Below are 21,584 nucleotides of genomic sequence, written 5' to 3'. Positions count from 1 at the left end.
CGGGATCACCCCGCGGTGCCGTCCTCTCCCGCCTCCGCCTCCGCCTCCTCTTCCGCCAGCACCCGCTGGGCCGTCGCGAAGGCCGAGTTCGCCGCCGGGACCCCGCAGTACACGGCCGTCTGCAGCAGCACCGCGCCGATCTCGTCCGGGGTGAGCCCGTTGCGCCGGGCCGCCCGCACATGCATGGCCAGCTCGTCGTAGTGGCCGTGCGCGACCAGCGCGGTCAGTGTGATCATGCTGCGCTCGCGGCGGGTGAGGGTCTCGTCGGTCCAGATCTCGCCCCACGCGTAGCGCGCGATGAAGTCCTGGAAGCGTGCGGTGAACGGCGTCTGCCGGGCCTGCGCCCGGTCCACGTGGGCGTCGCCCAGCACCTCGCGCCGCACCTCCATGCCCCGCGGGGCGCCCGGTCCGAGGTGCGCTCGCAGCGCCGTCAGCACCGCCTGAGGGCACTGCGCGGGCGCCAGGTGCGAGGCGCCCGGCAGTTCGATGAGCGTCGCACCCGGGACCGCGTCCGCGATCTCCCGCAGATGCGCCGGCGGGGTCGCCGGGTCCTGTCGGCCGGCGATCAGCAGGGTCGGTACGGAGATGCCGCCCAGCGCGTCCCGCAGGTCGAACGCGGCCAGCGCGTCACAGCACGCGGCGTACGCCTCCGGGTCGGCGTCACGATGGTCGCGCACGAGCTCCGGCACGGTGAACCCGGGTGTGAACCAGCGGGCGTCGGCGCCCTCCGCGAGCCACCGCACGCCCTCGCGCCGGACCCGCTCGGCCCGTTCCTGCCACGCCTTCCAGCCGTTGAAGTGCGCCGAGGAGCAGATCACCGCCAGCGACGACAGCCGCTGCGGATGGTGCACGGCCAGATGCAGCCCGACCGCGCCGCCCAGGGACACGCCCGCGTACCCGAAACGGTCGACGCCGAGGGAGTCGGCGAGCTTCAGCACCAGGTCGGCCAGGTCGGCGACGGTCGCGCCCGGCCCGATCAGGTCGGCCGCGGAGCCCCCGTGCCCGGGCAGGTCCCAGCGGATGACCCGGTGGGTGGCGGACAACTCGGGGGCGATCTTGTCCCACAGGGCGTACGAGGTGCCCAGCGAGGGCCCGAGCAGCAGCGGGGGAGCGGTGGCGGGCCCCTCGGCACGGTGGTTGAGCAGCTTGTCGGTCAACGTCGCTCCAGAGCACGGTCGGTGAGGGCGGCGGCGGCACCCGTGTAGCGGGCGGGGTCGGTGAGCCCGTCGAGGTCGATGTCCTTCAACTCCGTTTCCTCGGCGAGGAGTTCACGTAGCGGCCGGTGTTCGCGGTAGGTGCGCCGGGCGAGTTCGGTGAGTAGCTCCCTGGCCCGGGCCCGGCCGAGTAGCGGTGTCAGCTCGGCGGACAGTCGCTCCGAGACGATCAACCCGTGGGTGAGGCCCAGGTGTTCGCGCATGACGTCGGCGTGGACGCGCAGATGCTCGGTCAGTTCGGCGGTGTCCCGGGCCGCGCCGCCGACCAGCCGGAGCAGGTCCCGCAGCGGCTCCCACTCGGCGTGCCAGGCACCGGCCGGCCGCTCGTCCTGTGCCGCCAGCGACCCGTACAGGGTGGCGGCGAGCTGTGGAGCGCGCCGGGCCGCGGCGGCGACCAGAGTGGACCGTACCGGGTTCGCCTTGTGCGGCATGGCCGACGAGCCGCCGCCGTCGCCCTCCGTCACCTCGGCGATCTCGGTGCGGGAGAGGGTCAGCACATCCACGGCGATCTTGCCGAGCGCCCCCGCCGTGAAGGCCAGACAGCCGGCCAGGTCGGCGATCGGAGTGCGCAGGGTGTGCCAGGGCAGGACGGGAGCCCGGAGGCCGAGTTCACGGGCGTAGCCCCGCGGCAGCGCGAGGGGGTCCGCCGCGCCGTACGTCTCGAAGGCGGCCAACGTACCCGCGGCGCCGCCGAGTTGGGCGGGCAGGGTGTCCCGTACCGCCGTCACCCGGTCCCGCGCGTCCAGCACCAGTGACCGCCACCCGGCCGCCTTCAGCCCGAAGGTCGTCGGGACGGCGTGCTGGGTCAGCGTCCGGCCCGGCATCACCGTGTCCCGGTGGTCGGCGGCCAGGCCGGCCAGCGCCCGCTCGGTGCGGCCGAGTTCGTCGAGGACCAGGGCCAGCGTGCGCCCCGCCACCAACATCGTCGCCGTGTCCATGATGTCCTGGCTGGTGGCGCCCCGGTGGACGTAGGGGCCGTGCTCCTCGCCGACCGCCTTCGTCAGATCGGCCACCAGCGGGATGACGGGGTTCCCGCCGGCCCGTGCGCGTTCCGCGAGCGACCGCGTGTCGAAGCGGCCGGCGTCGGCCGCCTCGGTCACCGCCGTCGCCGCCTCGGCGGGCGCGAGCCCCACCGCGGCCTGCACGCGGGTCAGCGCGGCCTCCGCGTCGAGCAGCGCCTGGAGGAACGCGTCGTCGCTGGTGGTGGCCGCGGCGGGGGAGAGCGCCCACCCGGGGGCGAGCAGGCCGGCGTCCGATGGGGCAGATGTCACTGGAACTCCAGGAAGACCGTCTCGCCTTCGCCCTGAAGGCGGATGTCGAAACGGTACGTGCCGTCGCCTTGCCGGGCGGCGATCAGCGTGTCGCGCCGCTGCGCGTCCAGCCGTGCGAGCAGCGGGTCCACGGCGAGCGCCGATTCGTCGTCCGGCAGGTAGATCCGGGTGTACAGGTGCACCAGCAGTCCGCGGGCGAACACGCACACGCTGAGGTACGGGGCGCTCCGTCCGCGGGCGCCGGGCCTGAGGGTGCGCGCGGACCAGTGTCCGTTGGCGTCGGTCTGGACGCGGCCCCAGCCGGTGAACTCCACGCCGTTGCGGCCGAGGAAGCCGCCGCTCGCAGGGTCGCGCCGCATCGAGCCGTCGACCCGCGGCAGACGGCCCTCGGGGTCGGGTCCCCACAGCTCCAGGAACGCGTCCGGGAGCGGGTTGCCCTCGCCGTCGTACACATGGCCCTGGAGCGCGATCGTGTCCGGGTGGCCGACCGGGGCGATGTCGCCGCCGCCGGGGAACGGCAGGGCATGTCCGTAGAACGGGCCGACCGTGTGCGAGGGGGTGGGCAGCACGGTCTCCGGGCGGCTTGTGTCGATCTTCGTCATGGCAGGTCAGCGCCCTTCTTCGAGCCAGGTGGCGTGCGGCCCGTCGAGCACGATGTCCCAGTGGTAGCCCATCGAGAACTCCGGCACCGACAGGCTGTGGTCGTACGTCGCCACCAGCCGCTGCCGCGCCGCGTCGTCCGTCACCGACTGGATGATCGGGTCGTAGGGGAACAGCGGGTCGCTCGGGAAGTACATCTGCGTCACGAGCCGCTGCGTGAACGCCGTGCCGAAGACCGAGAAGTGGATGTGGGCCGGCCTCCAGGCGTTGACGTGCTGGCGCCACGGGTACGGGCCCGGCTGCACCGTCGTGAACCGGTAGAAGCCGCTGTCGTCGGTCAGTGTGCGGCCGACTCCGGTGAAGTTCGGGTCCAGCGGGGCGTCGTGCTGCTCGCGCTGGTGCGCGTAGCGGCCGGCCGAGTTCGCCTGCCAGATCTCGACCAGCTGGCCCCGGACCGGTCGCCCCGCGCGGTCCAGCAGCCGGCCGGAGACGGTGATGCGTTCGCCGATCGGCTCGCCGTTGTGCTGCCGGGTGAGGTCGTTGTCGATCTCGGTGATGTCCCGCTCGCCGAACGCGGGGGAGGACAGCTCCACCAGCTCCGGGTCGTTGCTGACGTCGATGGCGATCGGCGGCTGCTTCGGGTGCCGCAGTACCGAGGAGCGGTAGGGGGCGTAGTCGCGGCGCGGCTGGTGCTCGACGGGGGCGCCGCCGGCGATCCGCTTCTCGTACGCGGCGCGCTCGGCCGCGATCTCCAGGTCGATGTCGTGTTGGGTCAGAGGCATGGGGCTTCCTGGGTTCCGGACGGTCTCGTCGCGCCCCGTCGAGGTGACTGGTGAAGCAATTAGTCAGGGCACTGATTATTTTGGTGAGGTGTACCTCACGCTGCCACCGGAGCGGTGCGGCGTCAATACCCTGAAGAATCGCGAGTTCAGCTGACGTATGTAAGTCGTCGCAGGCCGCAGACAGCGATGCCACCGCCCGGTATTGTTCAGTACACCAACGAATGCACCAACGAATACACCAACGGATACGACCTCGGGAGCGCACATGGCCGCCGTGGACCTCTCCACCCACCCCGGGCACCTGGCCCGGCGGCTTCAGCAGGCGCACTACCTGTTGTGGAACACGATGGTCTCCGAGGAGATCACCTCTCCGCAGTTCGCGGTCCTGAACGCGCTGGTGGCCGAGCCCGGCCTCGACCAGCGCACGGTGGGGGAGCGGGTGGGTCTGGACCGCTCCACCATCGCGGAGGTGATCAGCCGCCTCGGCCGGCGGGGGCTGCTCGACAAGGTGCGCGACGCGCGGGACGGCCGGCGCTTCCTGCTGCGCCCGACCGACGACGGGCTGCGCACCCACCGCAAGCTCACCGTGCGTACGGCCAGGATGAACCAGGTGTTCCTGGCCCCGCTCTCGGCCGAGGAGCAGACCGTCTTCTTCGACCTCATCCGCCGGGTGTCGGACGCGGCGGAGGGGCTGCGCCATCCCGGGGAACCCCTCGCCGCCAGGCCCTGAGGTCCGCGGGCGCGGCTCAGGCCTTGGTGAACACCACCCACACCTGACCCCGGGCGAAGTTCATCGGCTTACCGTCCGCCGTCGTGAAATCCGTACCGTCGGTGGCCGGGGCGCGCTTCCAGTTCACGTCGTAGGCCCGTCCGCCGCGCAGTACCTCCGCCTTCCCCGAGCCGACGGTCTCGGTGAACGGCGTGTTGTTGCCGAGGAAGTCGTGGAACGCCGACGCGCGGATCTTCACGTGCTGCACGACCACCGTGGCCGGAGCCATGCGCCCGCCGTCGGTCGTCACGGCCGGTGTGCCGTCCATCGAGACCAGCCAGCGGCCCTGCTCGGCGGACCAGCTGAAGGTGAAGCGGGCCGAGGGGTAGCGCACGGTCCGCGACTTCTCGGGCTGCCCGCCCCCGGGCGCGGAGCCGTAGTGGAAGCCGGTGGTCAGCGCGTCGGCGCCCGGCGCGGATGACAGCAGCTTGTTCGGACGCAGGTAGAGGTTGTGCGGGGCCGGCTTGTCGGTGCCGCGATAGTAGGCGCCGGCCGCCTTCCCGGGCGGCCGCGCGTCCAGCGGGGCCTTGTTGATCAGCGGCAACAGCTTGCTCTGTGCCCCGGAGAAGGCCAGTGTCGGCCGCTCGAACTGACGCAGCAGCTCCAAGTCCGACTCACGCGCGCTGCGTACGGGCCCCACGGCCTTCGGCAGCTTCGTCGCGTACACCGCCATCAGCCGGCTCAGGCCGCCCTCGACCTGCTCGGCGTACACGATGTCCGCGGAGTTCAGACCGGTCTGGGGTCTGGCCGCCGCTGCGTTGTCGATCTTCACGGCCAGTGGGGAGGCGCCATGTGCTCCGCTCTCGGCCGGGCTGGGGCTCTGCTGGCGCGTGCGCGGCTCGCCGCGGCTGTTGTCGGTCGGGTCGTGTGAGCCCGTGCAGCCCGCCGCCAGTGACGCTGTCACGGTGGCGGCCAGCAGTGCCGCCGCCGAGGCGGTGCGGCGGGTGCGCGCCTTCTGCCCGATGCTCACCGTGGCCACCTGTCTCGTGTCGTCGATTGTGCGCTTATAAGTTCATTGTGCCCATACCTGCTCGATTCTGATTGCGCGCGTTTCATCAGGCCGATCGGCCTGATCCGGCGGTTCGCGGTGAGGGGCTCGGGTACCCGGGCAGCACCGCAGATCCGAGACCCGAACACGTCCACGTGACCCAGGGAGTGGTGATGAAGGCAGTGATCTGGCAGGGCAAACGGGACGTACGGGTGGAGAACGTGCCCGATCCGAAGATCGAGGAGCCGACGGACGCCGTCATCCGCGTCACCTCCACCGGGCTGTGCGGCTCCGACCTGCACCTCTACGAGGTGCTCTCCCCGTTCATGACACCGGGCGACATCCTTGGGCATGAGCCCATCGGCATCGTCGAGGAGGTCGGCGCCGGGGTTCCGGACCTCGCGGCCGGCGACCGGGTGGTCGTCCCGTTCCAGATCGCGTGCGGCAACTGCTGGATGTGCATGACCGGCCTGCCCACCCAGTGCGAGACCACCCAGGTCACCAGCGAGGGCATGGGCGCCGCCCTGTTCGGCTACACCCGCCTGTACGGCTCCGTGCCCGGTGCCCAGGCGGAGTACCTCCGGGTGCCGCAGGCCCAGTACGGCCCGATCAAGGTGCCGGAGGGCCCGGCCGACGACCGGTTCGTCTACCTCTCCGACGTACTGCCCACCGCCTGGCAGGCGGTCGCCTACGCCGACGTCCCGCAGGGCGGCAGCGTCGCCGTACTCGGCCTCGGCCCGATCGGCGACATGGCCTGTCGCGTCGCCCAGGTGCGCGGCGCCGGACGGGTGTTCGGTGTGGACCTGGTGGACGAGCGACTGCGCCGGGCCCGGGAGCGGGGCGTGGAGACGTTCGACATCAGGAACTTCGACAGCGAGAAGGAACTGGTCCAGGCGATCCGCGACGAGACGGCCGGACGCGGACCGGACGCGGTGATCGACGCCGTCGGCATCGAGGCGCACGGCAACGCGGCGGCCAAGCTCGCCCAGCAGGCCGTGGCCCTGCTGCCGCGCGGCATCAGCGGACCGTTCGCGGAACGCTTCAGCATCGACCGGCTCGGCGCCCTGCACACCGCCATCGAGCTGGTGCGCCGGGGCGGCACGATCTCGCTGTCCGGGGTGTACGGCGGCATGGCCGACCCGCTGCCGCTGCTCACCGTGTTCGACAAGCAGATCCAGATCCGGATGGGCCAGGCCAACGTCCGCCGCTGGAGCGACGAGATCATCCCGTACCTCACCGACGAGGACCCGCTCGGCGTCGACGACTTCGCCACCCACAAGCTGCCGCTGACGGACGCTCCGCACGCGTACGAGATGTTCCAGAAGAAGGAGGAGGGCGCGGTCAAGGTGCTGATGAAGCCCTGAGTCAGGGGCCGGACCCGGGTCAGGGGCCGCCGAGGATCTCCGCCAGGTCGTAACGCACCGGCTCCTCCAACTGCGCGTACGTGCAGCTCTCGGGGGTCCGGTCGGGGCGCCAGCGGCGGAAACGGGCCGTGTGCCGGAAGCGCGCGCCGTTCTCCATGTGGTCGTACGCCACCTCGGCCACCCGGTCCGGCCGCAGCGCCACCCAGGACAGGTCCTTCTTGCCGGACCAGCGGCTGGGCGCGCCGGGCAGCCGGGCGCTCTCGTGCGCCGCCTCCTCGGCCCAGGCCGCCCAGGGGTGACCCGAGGCATCCTCCATGCGCAGGGGCTCCAGCTCCCCGATCAGCTCGGCGCGCCGCTTCATGGGGAAGGCGGCGGACACGCCGACGTGCTGGAGGGCGCCCCGTTCGTCGTACAGACCGAGCAGCAGCGAACCGACGACCGGGCCGCTCTTGTGGAGCCGGTATCCGGCGACCACCACGTCAGCCGTCCGTTCGTGCTTGACCTTGTACATGGCGCGCGCGTCCTGCAAGTAGCGCACGGACAGAGGCTTGGCGACGACTCCGTCCAGGCCGGCCCCCTCGTACTGCTCGAACCACTGCCGGGCCACCTCGACGTCGGTCGTCGACGGCGCCAGGTGCACGGGCGGCGTGACCCCGGACAGGGCCCCGGCCAGCAGGTCCCGGCGGTCGCTCAGGGGTACGTCCAGCAGTGACTCGTCCGCCAGCGCCAGCAGGTCGAAGGCGACGAACGACGACGGTGTCCGCTCGGCCAGCATCCGCACCCTGGAGTCAGCCGGGTGGATCCGCTCGGTCAGCGCGTCGAAGTCCAGCCGCCCCTCCCGCGCGATGACGATCTCCCCGTCCAGCACACAGCGCTGAGGCAACCGCTCCTTGAGCGCCGCCACCAGCTCGGGGAAGTACCTGGTCAGCGGCTTCCCGGTACGGCTGCCCAGTTCGACCTCGGGCCCGTCCCGGAACACGATCGCCCGGAACCCGTCCCACTTGGCCTCGTACTGCATGCCCGGCGGGATGCTCGCCACCGACTTGGCGAGCATCGGCTTCACGGGTGGCATCACCGGCAGGTCCATGCTCCGATTCTGCCCCTGCCTGTCAGCAAACGCCCGGTGTGCGGGGCTTGCGAGGTACGCCTACCGTGTCTCGCATGGGTGCAGCGGTGGAACTGGAGGCGGGCGGCCGGACCGTACGGCTGTCCAGCCCGGACAAGGTCTTCTTTCCCGAGCGTGGTTTCACCAAGCTGGACCTCGCCCGCTACTACCAGGCCGTCGGTCCCGGCATCCTGCGTGCCCTGCGCGACCGTCCCACCACCCTGGAGCGCTACCCGGACGGCGTGACCGGCGAGTCCTTCTTCCAGAAGCGCGCGCCCAAGAACATGCCCGACTGGATTCCCACCGCCCACATCACCTTCCCCAGCGGCCGCAGCGCCGACGAGATGTGTCCCACCGAGGAGGCCGCCGTGCTGTGGGCCGCCCAGTTCGGCACGCTCACCTTCCACCCCTGGCCCGTGCGGCGCGACGACGTCGACCGCCCGGACGAACTGCGCCTCGACCTCGACCCGCAGCCCGGCACCGACTACGCCGACGCCGTCCGCGCCGCCCACGAACTGCGCGCCGTCCTCGACGAGTTCGGTGGCCTGCGCGGCTGGCCCAAGACCTCCGGCGGTCGCGGCCTGCACGTCTTCGTCCCCATCGAGCCACGCTGGACCTTCACCCAGGTGCGGCGTGCCGCGATCGCGGTCGGCCGGGAGATGGAACGCAGGATGCCGGACGCCGTGACCATCAAGTGGTGGAAGGAGGAGCGGGGCGCCCGCATCTTCGTCGACTACAACCAGACGGCCCGGGACCGCACCATCGCCTCCGCGTACTCGGTACGGCCGCGACCCCACGCCCCGGTGTCGGCGCCCTTGCGCTGGGAGGAGGTCGGCACCGCGCACCCCCGGGACTTCGACATCGCGTCCATGCCCGCGCGGTTCGCCGAACTCGGCGACGTGCACGCGGACATGGACGACCACCGTTTCTCCCTGGAGGCCCTGCTCGACCTCGCCCGCCGCGACGAGCACGACCACGGGCTGGGCGACCTGCCGTACCCGCCGGAGTATCCGAAGATGCCGGGAGAGCCCACGCGGGTCCAGCCGAGCAGGGCGAAGAAGGGGGTGTCCGAGACGGTGGACCCGCCGAAGACACCCCCCTCGGGCCCTACAGCCCCTTGATACGGATGTCCCGGTACGAGACCACGTCCGTGACGCTGTGCACCTGGAGCCCGATGTAGCCGGAGGCGAACCGCCGCCCGTCCGTGCCCGGGTCGTCCGAGCGGGGCGGGGTGAAGTCCTGGCCGCCGTTGTTGTCGAACTCGTTGATCAGCACACCGTTGCGGTAGATCGAGTAGTGCTGGTCGACCACCCGGATCTCGTAGTCGTTCCAGGTGCCCTTCTGGGTGACGCCGGCACCGGCGAGCCCCACCCGGTCGAAGCCGTACACCGACCCCGTCTTGTACATGTCGCCGTCGGGACGGTCGAGCACCTGCACCTCGTGCCCGTACTTGATGGCGACCCACTCCGGCCGCGACTCCTCCGGGTGGTCGAGCACCCACGGGAACCGCACGAACACACCGGAGTTGGCGTTACCGGTGCCCGGGGCGTCGTCACGCCACTGGAGCTTGAGCGAGAAGTCGCCGTACTTGCGCTCGGGGAACCACAGCATGCCGAGCCCGTCCCGCGTGGTGCCCGAGGTGATGGAGCCGTCCGGATTCAGCCCGAAGGAACCACCGCCCACCTGCTGCCACTTGGCGAAGGACTCCGCGGTGCCGTCCATGATGGTGCGGTACCCCTCGGTCTGGCCGGGAGTGCCGAGGCCCGACTCCCGGGCCGCCCGCTGGATCGCGGTGTACTCGCGCTGGTCGAGCACCCCCTCCTTGAGCAGCTTGTCCAGAACCGTCCTCACATGCTTGAGGAACAGCGCGTTCGAGGTCCACTCCTTCTCGTCCTCGATCAACTCGTTGATCCGGCACCGGTTGTTGGTCACCCGGTTGGGCACACCCGAGTCGACCGTGCCGACGATCACCGTCAACCGCTCGTCGTACTCGGGGCAGTTGGGTGCAGGCACGCCGCCACCGGATGCCACCGTGAAACTCACCGTGCGGGCCGCGGAGGTGTTGCCCGCCTTGTCGCTCGCCCGGTACGCGAGGGTGTGCGCACCGGCGCGGTCGACCACCACGGGCGCGGTGTACGCGAGGTACGGGCCGGCGTCGAGCGAGTACTCGATCCGGTCGACACCCGAACCGCCCCCGTCGGTGGCGCTCACGGTCACCTTGGCGCTGCGCACATACGCGCCGTCGGAGTTCCGGGTGCCGTCCACGGTCACGCCCGTCACCGGCGGGGTGGTGTCCTGAGGAGCCGCCGCGACCACCGTGAAGGTGACGCTCTTCTCGGCGGACACGTTGCCCGCCTTGTCGGTGGCCCGATAGCGCACGGTGTGCGTGCCGGTCTGGTGCACCATCACGGGGGCGGTGTACGGCTGCCAGGCACCCGAACCCACCGCGTACTCGACGGTGTTGACCCCGGATCCGGTGTCGGAGGCGCTGACGGTGACCGTGGCCATGTCGATGTACGTCCCGTCGGCGTTGCGCTCACCGCTCACCGTCGCCGAGGTCTCCGGCGCGGTCGGATCGTCGGAGGGCGGTGCGACGACCGTGAACGTGACGCTCTTCTCGGCGGACACGTTGCCCGCCTTGTCCAGCGCCCGGTAACGGATCCGATGGCTGCCGACCTGGTCGACGACGACCGGCGCGGTGTACGGCAGCCACTCGCCGGTGTCGCCGACCGCGTACTGGACGGTGTCGACTCCGGAGCCGCCCGCGTCCGTCGCGCTGACCGCGACGCTCGCCGCGCCGACGTACTCACCCTGGGCGTTCTGTGTTCCGGTCACCCGTGCGGCCGTCTCGGGCGGTGTGGTGTCCTCGCCACTGCCCTCGGTCACCACCAGGATGCCCTGCATCTGCCCGTGGCCGGGAATCGTGCAGTGGTAGAAGTAGCGGCCCGGCGTGAGCGTGACCTCGGCGGTGTAGCGGCCGCCCTGGTCGTCGTTGGGGTTGGCGAGGATGTTCAGCTGGACGTCGTCGTTGAACTCGGGATCGGACGTCACGAACGTCAAGGTGTGCGGCATGCCGGTGGTGTTGCCGGTCGCCTTGCTGTTCTCGAAGACGATCGTCGCCGGACCCGCCTCCGCCGTCTTCGGCACCGAGGCGTACTGGGTGATGTCGTCGCCGGCGGTCCAGGTGAGGACCTGCGCGGCGGCCTGCTCCGGGGCCTGTCGGGTCTGCCCCGCCGCGGGCAGCGTCTGGAGCCCGAGCATCATGAGCAGCGCGGCCAACAGGGCCGTGAGGACTCTTCGTCGGCCTCGTCGGCCTGGTGTGCGTATCACTGCGTCCCCCTCGCCAGCTGGTCGGCGGCCGGAGTGGGCCCGCCGCCCTTGTAGGTGATCCGCCACAGCGCCGACCTGGAGTCCGAGGTGAAGAAACCACGGCCGTAGTCGAGGACGTACAGGGCGCCGTCCGGGCCGAACTTCCAGTCCATGAGGTTCTTGATGCCGTCGTTGCCGATCGGCACGATCTTCTTCAGGGACTCCGAGTGCACCGGCAGACCGCCGTCACCGTGCGTCTTGGGATCGGTGAGCACGGCGTTGCGCGGCTGGTCGGCGTCGTAGAAGTCACCGACGAACCACTTGCCGTCCCAGTAGGACGGCCACTTCGTCCCGCTGCTGCTCGACGGGTCGTAGCGGTAGACCGGCCCGTTCATCGCGGCCTGCCCGCCGCCCTTGAGCCACGGCAGCCGGTAGGTGGCCTCCTCCTGCTTGTACGACGGGACACCGCTCGCGTTTCGCGGGTAGTCCGGCGCGCCGCCCTGCGGGGAGTACCAGATGTTGTTCCCGGTGACCGGCGGCAGGTTGACCAGGCCGTCGTTGTTCGGGGACTCGTTCTTCGGGTGGTCGCAGTCGTACCAGCCGAGCGGCTGGTCGGGGTCCGGCAGGTTGCGGTCCCGGTAGGGCTGCTTGTTGCCCATGCAGTACGGCCAGCCGCGGTTGCTCGCCTTGGTGATCACGGCGAAGGTGTCGTACTTGGCGGGGCCCCAGGTCGTGGACGGCGCGCTCGCGTCCGGGCCGACCCAGCCCGCGTACAGGATGTCGGTCCGCTGGTCGACGAAGATCCGGGCCGGGTTGCGCACCCCCATCGCATAGATCTCGCCGCGGGTCTTGCCGCCGCCCTCGTCGGTCTCCTTGCCGGTGAAGAGGTTCCCGGCGGGCAGCGTGTACGTGCCGTCGGACTCCGGGTGGATGCGCAGGATCTTGCCGTTGAGGTTGTTGGTGTTGCCGGCCGTGCGGCGCGCGTCGGCGAAGGAGACGCCCTTGTAGCTGGGCTGCGGGTTGTTGCCGGAGTAACCGCCGCTGAACCCACTGGAGTTGTTGTCTCCGGTGGCGATGTACAGGTTGTCCTTGGAGTCCCAGGCCATCCCGCCGCCCGAGTGGCAGCAGCTGTGGACCTGCACCGGCCACTTGAGCAGCACCTTCTCACTGCTCAGGTCCAGCTTGTCGGTGGCCTGGTCGAGAGTGAAGCGGGAGACGCGCCGCTCGGCCATCTGCTTGTCGCGGTCGAGCCCCGAGTGGGGTGTGTAGTGCAGGTACACCCAGCCGTTCTGCTCGAAACGCGGGTCGAGTTCGATGCCGAGCAGGCCTTCCTCGACCTTGACCAGTTCGTCGCCGCCGCCCTTGTTCCCGAAGACCGTCAACTCGCCCGCCAGGGTGACCTTCTTGGTCTTGGGATCGTAGATGTGGATCTGTCCCTTGCCCTTGCCGATGTCCGGGTTGTTCCAGTCGGTGATGACGGGCTGGGAGGAGTCGGCGCCGCCCCGGCCGATGTAGAACACCCGGCCGTCGGGCGCGGTGACCAGGCCGTGCGGCTCGCCGATCTGGTCGTTCTGACCGGGTTGGTTGGGCTGGGTGAGCCGCTCTGCCTGGTAGTTGCCGTTGATCGTCGCCTTGCAGTCGGCTTGCGACAGCCGCGTGGTCCACAGCAGCGCGCCGCGCAGGTGGGCACGGAAGTCCGTCTCGTCGTACGACGACACCGTGCCGCCCATACCGGTGTAGAAGGAACGCCCGCCGTCGTAGTCACGGCACCAGCTCACCGGATGGTCCCAGCCGTTGGCGCCGGCACCGGGCTGGTACGTGGACTCGCGCACCCGGGCCACGGTGTGCACGTCGCCCGAGGGGTTCTTCGTCCAGTTGAACCACTGGTCGGGGCGCTTCCACTGGACCGGCAGGTCCTTGGTGGCCGGGTGCTGCCGGTCTCCCACCTCGACCGTCGCCCGCTGCACGGCCGTCGGACTGGAGGTGGCAGGACGGGCGCCGACCAGTCCGGTGAACCAGTCCGAGTACGGCTCCGCGCGGGCCGCGTCATGGATGCCGACGAAACCGCCGCCGGCCTCCATGTAGGCCTCAAGACCCGCCTCCTGTTCCGGGTCGAGGATGTCTCCGCCGCCGGTCAGGAACACGATCGAGTTGAAGCGGCCCAGTTTCGTCTCGTCGGTGAAGACCGAGGCGTCGCTCGTCGCCTCCACCTTGTAGCGCTGGTTCTCCGGGCCGGTCAGCCCGATCTTCTCGATCGCCTCGATCCCGGCGTTCACGACGGGGGACTCGTCCCCGGCCGCCGCGGATCCGTGGAAGATCAGCACGCGTACGTTCGAGCCACCCGGCGGTGACTTCACGGACATCGTTGTCAGGGGCGGCCCCGGGTCCGGACGCGCGATGGCGGTCGGTCCCGACAGCAGTCCGGCGGCGACGGCTCCGGTGGCCACGGTGGCCACCCACGCCCGTCTTCTGATGTTTTTCGCGCCTTGTGTACTCAGCCCTCGTAAGTGCATGGGCACCTCCTCGGTCACGGCGACAGCGCCAAGGAAGCTAGACCTCTTTTCGCGGCTCGCCAATACCTATGACCGGAAAAGCGCAAACTTTGTCCTGAGTGTGGGTAAACTGCCGCGAGACCGGTACGGTCACAGGTTCATCACAGGTACTACTCCGCAAGTTCCGTCCCACGGTGGGGAGTTCCGCATGGACAGACGCCGATTCAACCAGCGCGTGCTGCTGGGTGGCGCGGTCGCCGCGACATCGTTGTCCGTCGCGCCCGAGGCGGCGAGCGCCGGCTCACGGGTGCGGACCGCCCCGGCCGGGGGCGAGGTCAGGCGCATCAAGCTGTACGCCGAGAAGCTGGCCGACGGACAGTTGGGCTACGGCCTGGAGAAGGGGAAGGCGACCGTCCCCGGACCGCTCATCGAACTCAACGAGGGCGACACGCTGCACATCGAGTTCGAGAACACCCTGGACGTGGCGGCGAGCCTGCATGTACACGGCATGGACTACGAGATCACCAGCGACGGCACGAAGCTGAACAAGAGTCATGTCGAGCCGGGCGGCACCCGCACCTACACCTGGCGCACCCACGCCCCGGGCCGGCGCGCGGACGGCACCTGGCGGGAGGGCAGCGCGGGCTACTGGCACTACCACGACCACGTGGTGGGCACGGAGCACGGGACCGGCGGTATCCGCAAGGGCCTGTACGGACCGGTGATCGTCCGCCGCCAGGGCGACGTGCTGCCGGACCTGACCCACACGATCGTCTTCAACGACATGATGATCAACAACAAGTTGGCGCACTCCGGCCCGAACTTCGAGGCCACGGTGGGTGAACGGGTCGAGTTCGTGATGATCACGCACGGCGAGTTCTACCACACCTTCCACATGCACGGTCATCGCTGGGCGGACAACCGCACCGGCCTGCTCACCGGGCCCGACGACCCCAGCCGGGTCCTCGACAACAAGATCGTGGGACCCGCCGACTCCTTCGGCTTCCAGGTGATCGCGGGGGAGGGGGTCGGAGCGGGCGCGTGGATGTACCACTGCCATGTCCAGAGTCACGCCGACATGGGGATGGTGGGGCTGTTCCTGGTGAAGAAGAAGGACGGGACGATCCCGGGGTACGAGCCGCACCCTCATGTCTGACGGCCCTGTCCGTGGTGTCGAGAGCGCTCTCACGCCGGTGCCGCCGCCGGGACTATCCTGAGCGGCACCCACCGACGAGGAGCCGCACGTGCCCGAGACAGCGCCGCGTCCCACGCTGGAGGCCGTGGCCGCCCGGGCCGGGGTCTCACGGGCCACCGCCTCCCGTGTGGTCAACGGCGGTGACGGGGTGCGGGAACCGCTCGTGGAGCGGGTGCGGCGGGCGGTCGAGGAACTCGGGTACGTACCCAATCAGGCGGCCCGCAGCCTGGTGACCAGACGTCACGACGCGATCGCCGTGGTCGTCGCCGAACCGGAGACCCGGGTCTTCGCCGACCCCTTCTTCGCCCTGCAACTGCGCGGTATCTCCAAGGAGTTGACGGCCCACGACAACCAGCTGGTGCTGCTGCTCACCGAGGGCCGTGACGACCACGCCCGGGTCGGCCGCTATCTCGCCGGCGGCCATGTCGACGGGGCGCTGGTGTTCTCGCTGCACCTCGACGACCCGCTGCCCGGACTGATCCGCCGGGCAGGCGTCCCGACCGTCTTCGGCGGCCGTCCCGGCTGGGACGACGGCAGCGGCGGCGGCGCGCTGTACGTCGACAGCGACAACCGCGGCGGCGCCCGCGAGGCCGTACGTCATCTCGTCGGCCTCGGCCGAACCCGCGTCGCCCACATCACCGGCCCCCTGGACCAGACATCGGCGGCCGACCGGCTCGACGGGTTCCGGGACGTCCTGCCCGACACCGACCCACGGCTCGTCGTGAGCGGCGACTTCACGCCGGCCGGCGGTGAGCGGGCGATGCGGGAACTCCTCGACCGCTGCCCCGACGTGGACGCCGTGTTCGCCGCCAACGACCTCACCGCCGCCGGGGCCCTCAGGGTGCTGCGCGAGCGGGGGCGGCGGGTCCCCGAGGACGTGGCCGTGATCGGCTTCGACGACATGCTGCCCGTCGCCGAACAGACCGATCCACCGCTCACGACGGTCCGTCAGGACATCGAGGAGATGGGCCGGTTGATGGCCCGGTCGCTGCTGCGGGGCCTCGACCGCCGCGACACCCCGCCGCAGACGGACGCGCCGCCCGGTGTCGTCCTGCCGACGACACTGGTCCGCCGCGCCTCCGCGTGAAAACCGGCCGCCGCGCCCCTCCCTACTGCTGCCGGGGCGGCGAGCTCTTGATCACCGCGAAGCGGGCACCATACGGGTCGGCGAGTTCGGCGATCCGGCCGACGTCCTCCAGGTCGGTCGCGGGCAGGCGGACCGTGCCGCCCCCGTGCTGCGCCGTGCTGACCGCCCGGTCCGCGTCCGGGACCTCGAAGTACGGCAGCCAGGCCCCGGACGTCGCCCTGCCCGGGTCGTCCTCCAGCGGGACCATGCCGCCGAACATGGCCTCCGGCTCGGTCCCCTGCGGGTGGACGGTGGTGTAGGTGCCCCCGGCGAAGGTGAGGGCGGAGGTCTCCCAGCCGAACAACGCGTTGTAGAACCCGGCCGCCGCGGGCAGATCCCGCGTGTACAGCTCCAGCCAGCACAGCGAACCAGGCTCCCGTACGACGTCCAGGCCCTTGTTGGCCGCGGGCTGCCAGATACCGAAGGTGACCCCTGCCTGGTCGGCGAGGACCGCCACCCGGCCCTGGTCCATGACGTCCGTCGGCTGCATGAGCACCGAGCCGTGCGCCTGCTCGGCCGCCTTCGCGGTGGCGTCCGCGTCCGGTGTCTGGAAGTACACGGTCCAGGAGGGCGGGCCCTGTTCCGGGGTGGTCTGCATACCGCCCGCGGCTGTCCTGCCGTCGAGCTGGAAGAACCCGTAACCGCCTGCCTCGGGCCCGCCCGGACGGAACCGCCAGCCGAACAGGTCGGCGTAGAAGGAGGAGGCGCCGTCGATGTCGGGGGTGCCGAGATCGAGCCAGTTGGGAGCGCCGGTGACATAGCGGGTGGTGAGCATCGCTGCCCTCCTTTGAAGGGTCCCGTTGCCTGCACTGCCGAGTCTCGCACCGCCCGCTGACAACCGCTCGGGGTTGCGCCGACCTGACCGGGCACCCTGGGTGACCGGCTGACCCCAGCTTGTCGTACCGCGGCCCCGCGCGCCGCCGTGCGCCGGGGCGCCCGGACGGGTCATCATCGGTCGGCCGGAGGTCGTGGACGAGGCGTTGATCCTCCGTTGATGGAATGTTTTTCGCCGCCCGGCACGATCTCGCCCATGCACATCGACACCATCACCCCGGCCGATTCCGCCTGGCAGACCCAGGCCCTGTGCGCGCAGACCGGCGCGGAGTTCTTCTTCCCCGAGCCGGGCAGCTCGGTACGCGAGGCGAAGCGCATCTGCGGCATGTGCGACATGCGCTCCGCGTGCCTGGAGTACGCGCTGGTGAACGACGAGCGCTTCGGCGTGTGGGGCGGCCTGTCGGAGAAGGAACGGCTGCACCTGAGGCGCACCCGACCCTGACGCGCCGGTCGGGCGCGCCGGCGGACCCTGCGGCCATCCGGCCCTGGCGCCCGCACCACCCCGCCCGCGCCCGGAAACGTGCGCCGAGGCGGCCGGGCCACCACCCGGAACGACCGCAGGGCCCTCGTACGGCAATGCCGTGAGGGCCCCGCCGGGCCAGGAGCAGAGGTCGTCAGGCGCTCGCGCGGGCCGCCATCCGTGCCTTGCGCGCTGCCAGCCGCTCGTCGAACTTCGAGGCCTCCGCGTCCAGGCCGCCCAGGTACAGGCCGAGTTCCTCCTGCGCCTTGAGGCCCTCCGGGCCGAGCCCGTCGATCTCCAGGACCTTCAGGAAGCGCAGCACGGGCTGGATCACGTCGTCGTGGTGGATGCGCATGTTGTAGATCTCGCCGATCGCCATCTGCGCGGCGGCCCGCTCGAAGCCCGGCATGCCGTGGCCGGGCATGCGGAAGTTCACGATCACGTCGCGGACCGCCTGCATCGTCAGGTCGGGCGCGAGCTCGAAGGCCGCCTTCAGCAGGTTCCGGTAGAAGACCATGTGCAGGTTCTCGTCGGTCGCGATGCGCGCCAGCATGCGGTCGCAGACCGGGTCCCCGGACTGGTGGCCGGTGTTGCGGTGCGAGACGCGGGTGGCCAGCTCCTGGAAGGCGACGTAGGCCACCGAGTGCAGCATCGAGTGACGGTTGTCCGACTCGAAGCCCTCGGCCATGTGGGCCATGCGGAACTGCTCCAGCTGGTCCGGGTCGACCGCGCGCGAGGTGAGCAGGTAGTCGCGCATCACGATGCCGTGCCGGCCCTCCTCGGCGGTCCAGCGGTGCACCCAGGTGCCCCAGGCGCCGTCACGGCCGAAGAGCGAGGCGATCTCGTGGTGGTAGCTGGGGAGGTTGTCCTCGGTGAGCAGGTTCACGACCAGCGCGATGCGGCCGATGTCGGTGACCTTGGACTGCTCCTTCTCCCAGGCCTGGCCGTCCTCGAAGATGCCGGGGAAGTTGCGGCCGTCGCTGAACGGCACGTACTCGTGGGGCATCCAGTCCTTGGCGACCTTCAAGTGCCGGTTGAGCTCCTGCTCGACGACTTCCTCCAGCGCGTACAGCAGCCGGGCGTCGGTCCAGGCGGAGGACGAGCTGCCGAGGTGAGGGGAAGTGATCGTCACGGGTACTCCAGGGGACGTGGAACAGGTTCGGAAGCGTCCGGCGAGCGGTGCCGGCGCAATACCTACGGAATCGTAGGCTACGTATCCGTAGGTTACGAGACCGTAGGTTAAGGCGGCTGTAAAGATCCCTGATCAGCCCGGTTACGCAGGCATGACAAGCGACCTCGGGAGTCGCAGGTCCGGGGCCCAATCGGCGTACCGGAGCCGCCCGTTCAGGCATACAGCTCGCGCATGCGCACCGAGAGGCACGTCACACAGCCTTCGAGCTTCTCGAACTCGCTGATGTCGACCACGACGGTCTCGTGACCGAGATCGGCCAGCAGCTCCGCCGTCTTCGGTGCGCTCGCCGCCATCAGCAGTTTGTCGCCGCCCAGCAGCACGACGTGCGCCCCGGACTCCTCCGGTACGGACAGGAAGCGCGGGAACAGCGACGGCTTGTCGACCTTCGGGATGTGCCCGATCACCGTTCCGTCGGGCAGTGCCGTCACGGACGACTTCAGGTGCAGCACCTTGCTCACCGGCACCGCGACGACCCGCGCCCCGAGCGGCTCGAAGGCGGCCCGCACCTGCTGGACACCGGCCGCGTTGGTGCGCCCGCCCCGGCCGACGTAGATCGTGTCGCCGATCTTCAGCACGTCACCGCCGTCCAGGGTGCCCGGCTCCCAGATCCAGTTCACCGAGCAGCCGAGACGGGCCACGGCCTCCTCGACGCCCATCGTCTCGTCCCGCCGGGAGGCCGCGCCGGGCCGGGTGATCAGTGCGACGTTCCGGTACATGACGACGGTGTCCTCGACGAACACCGAGTCCGGGCAGTCGTCCGCCGGGTCCACCTCGATGGTCTCCCAGCCGTGTTCGCCCAGGGCCTCGACGTACGCCTCCCACTGTTCGAGCGCGAGGCCGAGGTCGACCTTCTCCCGCTCGATGTGCGTCACCAGACCTTCGGCGAGGCGCGGGCTGGGGCGGCGGACGAGGGCCTTCTGGCTGGGCACGAGGGGATCTCCGTATCGGCGGCTGTCGAGGCGCCCGTGGTGCGGCGTCGATCAGCCATCATGCAGCGCCCCGCGCGCACGGGCCAAACCCTTGGCGTCGGGCTGTGGCCGTCCCCGGGGCGGCCCGCCATGATCGACTTCGGTCGGCGAGGGTTCGGCGAGGGTTCGGTGAGGAGCTCAGGAGGAGCCGGCGAGGAGCCGGCGCGGGGCGCCCCGAAGGTCACCCCGCCGCCGCCGGGCGGCTTCGGCGAGGTGATCACGTCGGGCGGCTGTCCGAGGTCAGAAGGGGGACCAGTCGGATTCCTTGGTGATGTCCTTCAGCTCCCCGTCCTCCAGCAGCAGCCGGCGGGTGATGCCGATCGACTCCAGGAACGGCAGGTCGTGACTGGCCACGATCAGCGCTCCCTCGTACGACGCCAGAGCGGTCGTCAGCTGCCGCACGCTCGCCATGTCCAGGTTGTTGGTCGGCTCGTCCAGCATCAGTAACTGCGGCGCGGGCTCCGCCAGCATCAACGCGGCCAGCGCCGCCCGGAAGCGTTCGCCGCCGGAGAGCGTCGCCGCCCGCTGGTCGGCGCGGGCGCCCCGGAACAGGAAGCGGGCCAGTCGGGCCCGGACCCGGTTGTTGGTGGCGCCGGGCGCGAACCGGGCCACGTTCTCGGCGACCGTCAGCTCGCCGTCGAGGACGTCCAGCCGTTGCGGCAGGAACCGGAGCGGGACATGGGTCCTCGCCTCGCCCGAGACCGGCTCCAGTTCCCCGGCGATCGTCCGCAGCAGCGTCGTCTTGCCCGCGCCGTTGCGCCCGATCAGCGCGATCCGCTCCGGACCCCGCACGTCGAAGCCGCCGGCCACCCGCGCGCCGTACGCCAGCTCCAGATCCAGCAGAGTGAGGACGTCACGGCCCGGCGGTACCGCCGTGTACGGCAGTTCGACGCGGATCTCGTCGTCGTCCCGTACGGCCTCCACCGCCTCGTCGAGCCGCTCCTTCGCGTCGGCGAGCCGCTCCTCGTGCATGATGCGGTGCTTGCCCGCGGACTCCTGCGCCGCGCGCTTGCGGGCCCCCATGACGATCTTCGGCTCGCGCTTCTGGTCCGCCATCTTCTGGCCGTAGCGCTTGCGCCGGGCCAACTTGACCTGGGCGTCGACCAGTTCACGTTTCTGCTTCTTCAGGTCGTTCTCCGCGACCCGCACCATCCGCTCGGCGGCCTCCTGTTCGGTGGCGAGCGCCTCCTCGTACGCCGAGAAGTTGCCCCCGTACCAGGTGATCTCCCCGGCGCGCAGATCGGCGATCTGGTCGACCAGGTCGAGGAGTTCGCGGTCGTGGCTGACCACGACCATGACGCCCGGCCAGGACGCGACGGCCGCGTACAGCCGCCGACGCGCGTACAGGTCGAGGTTGTTGGTGGGTTCGTCGAGCAGCAGGACGTCCGGTCGGCGCAGCAGCAGGGCGGCCAGCCGCAGCAGGACCGACTCGCCGCCCGACACCTCGCCGACGGTGCGGTCCAGGTCGATGTGCCCGAGCCCGAGTTCGCCGAGGGTGGCGAGGGCCCGCTCCTCCACGTCCCAGTCGTCGCCGACCGTCTCGAAGTGCTCCTCGGCCACGTCACCGGCCTCGATCGCGTGCAGCGCGGCCCGCCGCGCGGCGATGCCGAGGGCCTGGTCGACCCTCACCGTGGTGTCCAGCGTGACGTTCTGCGGAAGGTAGCCGACCTCGCCCGCGACGCGTACGGCGCCGTCGGCGGGGGAGAGCTCTTGGGCGATCAGCTTCAACAGGGTTGATTTTCCTGATCCGTTGACACCGACGAGGCCGGTGCGGCCGGGGCCGAAGGAGGCGTCGAGGCCGTCGAGGACGGGGGTGCCGTCGGGCCAGGCGAAGGCGAGGGAGGTACAGGTGATGGCGATATGCATACGGGGTCTCCGCGATTGCTCGAAGCGATCAGGTGCAAGCGCGTATCGA

18 protein-coding genes are annotated in these 21,584 nt (G+C 70.6%); 6 read left to right on the top strand and 12 right to left on the bottom strand.

Features of this window, described 5'->3' with window-relative positions; genetic code table 11:
- Positions 1 to 5: 5 nt before the first annotated feature.
- From pcaD to pcaH, 4 genes are read right to left on the bottom strand one after another with little or no spacing between them, the layout of a single operon-like run.
- The gene (gene pcaD, locus ACFYRY_RS06130) at positions 6 to 1,157 is read right to left on the bottom strand and encodes a 3-oxoadipate enol-lactonase (RefSeq protein WP_389140534.1); all 1,152 of its coding nucleotides are present in this window, start codon (positions 1,155 to 1,157) and stop codon (positions 6 to 8) included.
- On the bottom strand, positions 1,154 to 2,485 hold the full coding sequence (gene pcaB, locus ACFYRY_RS06125; RefSeq protein ID WP_389140532.1) for a 3-carboxy-cis,cis-muconate cycloisomerase: 1,332 nt from the start codon (positions 2,483 to 2,485) through the stop codon (positions 1,154 to 1,156). Before pcaB ends, pcaD begins: the two co-directional genes overlap by 4 nt.
- On the bottom strand, positions 2,482 to 3,087 hold the full coding sequence (gene pcaG / locus ACFYRY_RS06120) for a protocatechuate 3,4-dioxygenase subunit alpha (RefSeq protein ID WP_389140530.1): 606 nt from the start codon (positions 3,085 to 3,087) through the stop codon (positions 2,482 to 2,484). The genes pcaB and pcaG overlap by 4 nt, the downstream gene beginning before the upstream one ends.
- A gap of 6 nt (positions 3,088 to 3,093) precedes the next feature.
- On the bottom strand, positions 3,094 to 3,867 hold the full coding sequence (gene pcaH / locus ACFYRY_RS06115; protein ID WP_389140528.1) for a protocatechuate 3,4-dioxygenase subunit beta: 774 nt from the start codon (positions 3,865 to 3,867) through the stop codon (positions 3,094 to 3,096).
- Positions 3,868 to 4,132: 265 nt separating this feature from the next.
- Here pcaH and ACFYRY_RS06110 point away from each other — a divergent pair, with 265 nt between their 5' ends.
- Positions 4,133 to 4,597, top strand: coding sequence for a MarR family winged helix-turn-helix transcriptional regulator (locus ACFYRY_RS06110; RefSeq protein ID WP_389140526.1), 465 nt, complete (start codon positions 4,133 to 4,135; stop codon positions 4,595 to 4,597).
- 16 nt (positions 4,598 to 4,613) lie between these two features.
- Here ACFYRY_RS06110 and ACFYRY_RS06105 read toward each other — a convergent pair whose 3' ends face one another.
- Entirely contained in the window at positions 4,614 to 5,600 is a 987-nt protein-coding gene (locus tag ACFYRY_RS06105; RefSeq protein WP_389141116.1) for a DUF3048 domain-containing protein, read from the bottom strand.
- A 197-nt stretch (positions 5,601 to 5,797) separates the two neighbouring features.
- Between ACFYRY_RS06105 and ACFYRY_RS06100 the strand changes: the two genes are divergently transcribed.
- Positions 5,798 to 6,988: a zinc-dependent alcohol dehydrogenase gene (locus ACFYRY_RS06100; protein ID WP_389140524.1), complete on the top strand. Its 1,191-nt coding sequence runs from the start codon at positions 5,798 to 5,800 to the stop codon at positions 6,986 to 6,988.
- Positions 6,989 to 7,007: 19 nt separating this feature from the next.
- On the opposite strand, the gene ACFYRY_RS06095 is transcribed toward ACFYRY_RS06100, so the two are convergent.
- Complete coding sequence (locus tag ACFYRY_RS06095) at positions 7,008 to 8,075, bottom strand: ATP-dependent DNA ligase (protein ID WP_389140522.1); 1,068 nt, start codon at positions 8,073 to 8,075, stop codon at positions 7,008 to 7,010.
- A gap of 74 nt (positions 8,076 to 8,149) precedes the next feature.
- Between ACFYRY_RS06095 and ligD the strand changes: the two genes are divergently transcribed.
- Positions 8,150 to 9,214 (top strand): non-homologous end-joining DNA ligase, encoded by a 1,065-nt coding sequence (ligD, locus tag ACFYRY_RS06090; RefSeq protein WP_389140520.1) that lies wholly within the window; start codon positions 8,150 to 8,152, stop codon positions 9,212 to 9,214.
- Here the strand turns inward: ligD and ACFYRY_RS06085 are convergent.
- Both ACFYRY_RS06085 and ACFYRY_RS06080 read right to left on the bottom strand, forming a co-directional pair.
- A complete protein-coding gene (locus ACFYRY_RS06085) occupies positions 9,201 to 11,357 on the bottom strand; it encodes an OmpL47-type beta-barrel domain-containing protein (protein ID WP_389141114.1) in 2,157 nt (718 codons plus the stop codon). The genes ligD and ACFYRY_RS06085 overlap by 14 nt on opposite strands.
- A gap of 62 nt (positions 11,358 to 11,419) precedes the next feature.
- Positions 11,420 to 13,915, bottom strand: coding sequence for a ThuA domain-containing protein (locus ACFYRY_RS06080; protein WP_389140518.1), 2,496 nt, complete (start codon positions 13,913 to 13,915; stop codon positions 11,420 to 11,422).
- Positions 13,916 to 14,102: 187 nt separating this feature from the next.
- Here ACFYRY_RS06080 and ACFYRY_RS06075 point away from each other — a divergent pair, with 187 nt between their 5' ends.
- Complete coding sequence (locus ACFYRY_RS06075; RefSeq protein ID WP_389140516.1) at positions 14,103 to 15,050, top strand: multicopper oxidase domain-containing protein; 948 nt, start codon at positions 14,103 to 14,105, stop codon at positions 15,048 to 15,050.
- 88 nt (positions 15,051 to 15,138) lie between these two features.
- A complete protein-coding gene (locus ACFYRY_RS06070) occupies positions 15,139 to 16,176 on the top strand; it encodes a LacI family DNA-binding transcriptional regulator (RefSeq protein WP_389140514.1) in 1,038 nt (345 codons plus the stop codon).
- Positions 16,177 to 16,198: 22 nt separating this feature from the next.
- On the opposite strand, the gene ACFYRY_RS06065 is transcribed toward ACFYRY_RS06070, so the two are convergent.
- Positions 16,199 to 16,990, bottom strand: a complete 792-nt coding sequence (locus ACFYRY_RS06065; protein ID WP_389140512.1) for a VOC family protein — start codon at positions 16,988 to 16,990, stop codon at positions 16,199 to 16,201.
- A gap of 255 nt (positions 16,991 to 17,245) precedes the next feature.
- On the opposite strand from ACFYRY_RS06065, the gene ACFYRY_RS06060 reads away from it, so the two are divergent.
- Positions 17,246 to 17,491, top strand: a complete 246-nt coding sequence (locus ACFYRY_RS06060) for a WhiB family transcriptional regulator (RefSeq protein WP_389140510.1) — start codon at positions 17,246 to 17,248, stop codon at positions 17,489 to 17,491.
- Between the two features lie 172 nt (positions 17,492 to 17,663).
- On the opposite strand, the gene ACFYRY_RS06055 is transcribed toward ACFYRY_RS06060, so the two are convergent.
- The 3 genes from ACFYRY_RS06055 to ACFYRY_RS06045 all read right to left on the bottom strand — a co-directional run bounded on the left by ACFYRY_RS06055 (position 17,664) and on the right by ACFYRY_RS06045 (position 21,535).
- Positions 17,664 to 18,641 (bottom strand): acyl-ACP desaturase, encoded by a 978-nt coding sequence (locus tag ACFYRY_RS06055; RefSeq protein WP_389140508.1) that lies wholly within the window; start codon positions 18,639 to 18,641, stop codon positions 17,664 to 17,666.
- 212 nt (positions 18,642 to 18,853) lie between these two features.
- Positions 18,854 to 19,630: a dimethylargininase gene (gene ddaH / locus ACFYRY_RS06050; protein WP_389140506.1), complete on the bottom strand. Its 777-nt coding sequence runs from the start codon at positions 19,628 to 19,630 to the stop codon at positions 18,854 to 18,856.
- Positions 19,631 to 19,909: 279 nt separating this feature from the next.
- Positions 19,910 to 21,535 carry an ABC-F family ATP-binding cassette domain-containing protein gene (locus ACFYRY_RS06045; protein ID WP_389140504.1) on the bottom strand — a complete coding sequence of 542 codons (1,626 nt, stop codon included), beginning with the start codon at positions 21,533 to 21,535 and terminating at the stop codon, positions 19,910 to 19,912.
- Positions 21,536 to 21,584: the final 49 nt, after the last annotated feature.

It is taken from the genome of Streptomyces sp. NPDC005263 (assembly GCF_042872365.1).
In the GTDB taxonomy this organism is placed as follows: domain Bacteria; phylum Actinomycetota; class Actinomycetes; order Streptomycetales; family Streptomycetaceae; genus Streptomyces.
The sequence above is the reverse complement of the archived record's forward strand: the minus strand, read 5'-3'. Positions and strand labels throughout refer to the sequence as shown.